Origin of the sequence: uncultured Romboutsia sp., from assembly GCF_958366745.1 — a bacterium.
GTDB lineage: Bacteria > Bacillota > Clostridia > Peptostreptococcales > Peptostreptococcaceae > Romboutsia > Romboutsia timonensis.
Genome location: NZ_CATXCO010000239.1, coordinates 1 through 3530, shown reverse-complemented (window position 1 = coordinate 3530; position 3530 = coordinate 1). Strand labels below are relative to the sequence as shown.

The 3530-nt window shown below is 31.6% G+C and carries 5 protein-coding genes; all 5 read left to right on the top strand.

Annotated features, from left to right (window positions below):
- Nucleotides 1-188: 188 nt before the first annotated feature.
- Nucleotides 189-491: an urease subunit gamma gene (gene ureA, locus Q5F54_RS12035; RefSeq protein ID WP_071120696.1), complete on the top strand. Its 303-nt coding sequence runs from the start codon at nt 189-191 to the stop codon at nt 489-491.
- 15 nt (nt 492-506) lie between these two features.
- On the top strand, nt 507-869 hold the full coding sequence (gene ureB / locus Q5F54_RS12030) for an urease subunit beta (protein ID WP_281537476.1): 363 nt from the start codon (nt 507-509) through the stop codon (nt 867-869).
- A 14-nt stretch (nt 870-883) separates the two neighbouring features.
- Nucleotides 884-2602, top strand: a complete 1719-nt coding sequence (gene ureC, locus Q5F54_RS12025; protein ID WP_281537475.1) for an urease subunit alpha — start codon at nt 884-886, stop codon at nt 2600-2602.
- Nucleotides 2603-2619: 17 nt separating this feature from the next.
- Nucleotides 2620-3129, top strand: coding sequence for an AmiS/UreI family transporter (locus tag Q5F54_RS12020; protein ID WP_281537474.1), 510 nt, complete (start codon nt 2620-2622; stop codon nt 3127-3129).
- A gap of 12 nt (nt 3130-3141) precedes the next feature.
- Nucleotides 3142-3530 (top strand): urease accessory protein UreE (locus Q5F54_RS12015; RefSeq protein WP_302334497.1); only part of this gene is annotated, 389 nt, incomplete at its 3' end.

Genomic DNA, 3530 nt, shown 5'->3' with positions numbered 1-3530 from the left:
ATAAAGAGTATTGACAAAAATAAAAGAGCGTAGACTTTGTCTACGCTCTGAAATACTTTTATCAATATGATAAAAGTATTTTTTATATATAAGGAAATTATTAATATAGAAATGGATAATTCAGAATATAATAACAAAAATTGTAAATAATTACAAAGGTATAGAAATTTAGATATAAGGAGAAGTTTATGAGATTAACACCTAAAGAAATTGAAAAATTGCTTTTACATTGTGCAGGAGAATTAGCAAAAGATAGAAAAAATAGAGGAATAAAATTAAACTTTGTAGAGTCTACTGCACTTATATCATCAGAACTTTTAGAATTAGCAAGAGAGGGAAAGTCAGTACCAGAGTTGATGAGACTAGGAACAAAAATACTTACTAAAGAAGATGTTATGGAAGGAGTTGCTGAAGTTTTACATGAAGTTCAAATTGAAGCAACATTTCCAGACGGAACTAAATTAGTAACTGTGCATAACCCAATTCAATAAAAAGAGGTGAAAATTATGGTACCAGGAGAAATAAAGCCAGCTAGAAAAGAAATTACTATAAATGAAGGTAAAAATTCAATAACATTAAAAGTTGCAAATACTGGAGACAGAGCTATACAAGTGGGATCTCACTATCATTTTTTTGAAGTTAATAAAGCATTAAAATTAGATAGAGAAAAAGCATATGGAATGCACTTAGATATAGCATCAGGAACATCGGTTAGATTTGAACCAGGAGAAGAAAAAGAAGTTAATTTAGTTGAGTTTGGTGGTAGTCAGAGAGTATTTGGATTTAATGGATTGACAGAAGCACAAATAAATGACACTACTATAAAAAGGTCATTAGATAATGCAAAAATAAAAGGATTTATTAAATAAGGTAGGTGATAAATATGAGTCAAAAAATAGAAGCAGGTAAGTATATATCAATGTATGGTCCAACTGTTGGAGATAAAGTAAGACTTGGAGACACAGATTTATTTATAGAAGTAGAAAAAGACTACACAGTTTATGGAGATGAATGTAAATTTGGTGGTGGAAAAAGTCTTAGAAATGGTATGGGTCAATCAGCTACAGGAACTAGTAAAAATGGAGATTTAGACTTAGTAATAACTAATGCATTAATACTTGATTACTGGGGTATTGTTAAGGCTGATATTGGTATAAAAGATGGAAAAATAGTTGGAATAGGTAAAGCTGGAAATCCTGATATTATGGATGGAGTAGATCATAATATGGTAGTTGGTGCATCTACAGAAGCTCTTTCTGCAGAAGGTGCAATAGTTACTGCTGGTGGTATAGATACTCATATACACTTTATATCTCCACAACAAATACCAACAGCGCTATATAGTGGTATAACAACTATGATCGGTGGTGGAGTAGGACCATCAGATGGAACTAATGCTACTACATGTACACCAGGACCTTGGAATATGGAAAGAATGCTTGAAGCAGCAGAAGAATATCCAATAAACTTAGGATTTTATGGTAAAGGAAACTGTTCAACACCTGGAGCATTAGAAGAACAAATATTAGCAGGAGCAGTAGGGCTTAAAATACATGAAGACTGGGGAGCAACTCCAGCAGTAATCGATACATGCTTAAGTGTAGCTGATGAATATGACGTCCAAGTTGCAATACATACAGATACATTAAATGAATCCGGATATGTGGAAGATACAATAAAAGCCATAGCTGGAAGAACTATACATACATTCCATACAGAAGGTGCAGGAGGAGGACATTCACCTGACATAATAAAAGCAGCAGCTTTTTCAAATGTATTACCAGCATCTACAAACCCAACTATGCCATATACAGTAAATACAATAGATGAGCACTTAGACATGTTAATGGTTTGTCACCACTTAAGTAAAAAAATAGAAGAAGACGTTGCATTCGCAGACTCAAGAATAAGACCGGAAACAATAGCAGCAGAAGACGTACTTCATGATATGGGTGTATTTAGTATAATGAGTTCTGACTCTCAAGCTATGGGTAGGGTTGGAGAAGTTATAACTCGTACTTGGCAAACTGCTCACAAAATGAAGCTACAACGTGGTCCATTAAAGGAAGAAAAGGGAGATAATGATAACTTTAGAGCTAGAAGATATGTAGCAAAATATACTATAAATCCTGCTATAGCACAAGGAGTTTCTGATTATATAGGATCTATTGAGGTTGGTAAATTTGCAGATTTAGTTGTATGGAATAATGCTTACTTTGGAATAAAACCAGAAATGATAATAAAAGGTTGTATGATAGTTGCAGCTAAAATGGGAGATCCTAATGCATCTATACCTACTCCACAACCAGTAATATATAGACCTATGTTTGGAGCTCATGGACAAGCTAAATATAAAAGCTGTTTAACTTTTGTATCAAAAGTATCATATGAAAATAAAATAAATGAAAAATTAGGTCTTAAAAAGACTGTTTACCCAGTTAAAAACTGTAGAAATATAGGTAAAAAAGACATGGTATTAAATAATGCAACACCAGAAATAACAGTAAATCCAGAAACATATGAAGTTAAAGCAGACGGTGTTTTACTAAAATGTGAACCAGCAAAAGAACTGCCTTTAGCTCAAAGATATAATTTATTCTAAAAAGAAGGTAGATAAAAATGTTAGGAGTAGTTTTATTATACGTAGGTATAGTATTAATAAATAATGGTATTGCAAGAATTACTAATATTGATGCTAAATCAGCAGCAGTAATGAATGTTTTTGTAGGTTTATTGTCTATAACTATTAATATTATAACTATAGTACATGGAGACTTTCAAGCAATGAATGATATAGGAGATTTCTATTCAGCAGCTACAGGGCTATTATTTGGATTTACATATTTATTTGTAGCTGTAAACTCTATATTTAATTTAGATCCTAGATTATATGGTTGGTATAGTTTATTCGTTGCAATTAACTCAGTACCAGCAGCTTATATAGAGTATTTTGTAAATGCTGACTGGAGAATGGCTGTAATATGGATACTATGGGGTATTTTATGGCTAACAGGTTTTATCGAAAATGTATTAAAGAAACATCTAAGTTTTGTACCATATTTAGCAATATTTGAAGGTATAGTTACAGCTTGGATACCAGGATTTATGATATTAACAGAATTATGGTAAATAGGAGTTTATATGTTAGTTGAAAAAGTAATTGGAAATATAAATGATGAACAATTTAAAAATAGTAACATTGATTATGTAGATATTGAATGGCATGAAGCATTTAAAAAGCTTCATAGAAAAACTAGCCAAAGTGGAATTGAGGTAGGTATAAAATTAGATAATGATATATTAACAAGAGGGCTTCGTCAAGGTGATGTACTAGCTATAAATGAAGATAATGTTATAGCTGTTAATATCCCCAAAGATAAAGCATTAGTTGTTAAAGTTGATGATACTCATTTAGTTCCAAAGGTTTGTTATGAGATAGGCAATAGACATGCTACTTTATTTGAAGGAAGTAGCCACAATGAGTTTATAACAATATATAGTGAGCCAATGAAAGAAATGCTAGAAAAAAT

Bases quoted from the DNA above. Each gene is read 5' to 3' on its own strand.
- Q5F54_RS12020 (WP_281537474.1), top strand. From the start codon at position 2,620: ATGTTAGGAGTAGTTTTATTATACGTAGGTATAGTATTAATAAATAAT.
- ureA (WP_071120696.1), top strand. From the start codon at position 189: ATGAGATTAACACCTAAAGAAATTGAAAAATTGCTTTTACATTGTGCA.
- ureC (WP_281537475.1), top strand. From the start codon at position 884: ATGAGTCAAAAAATAGAAGCAGGTAAGTATATATCAATGTATGGTCCA.
- ureB (WP_281537476.1), top strand. From the start codon at position 507: ATGGTACCAGGAGAAATAAAGCCAGCTAGAAAAGAAATTACTATAAAT.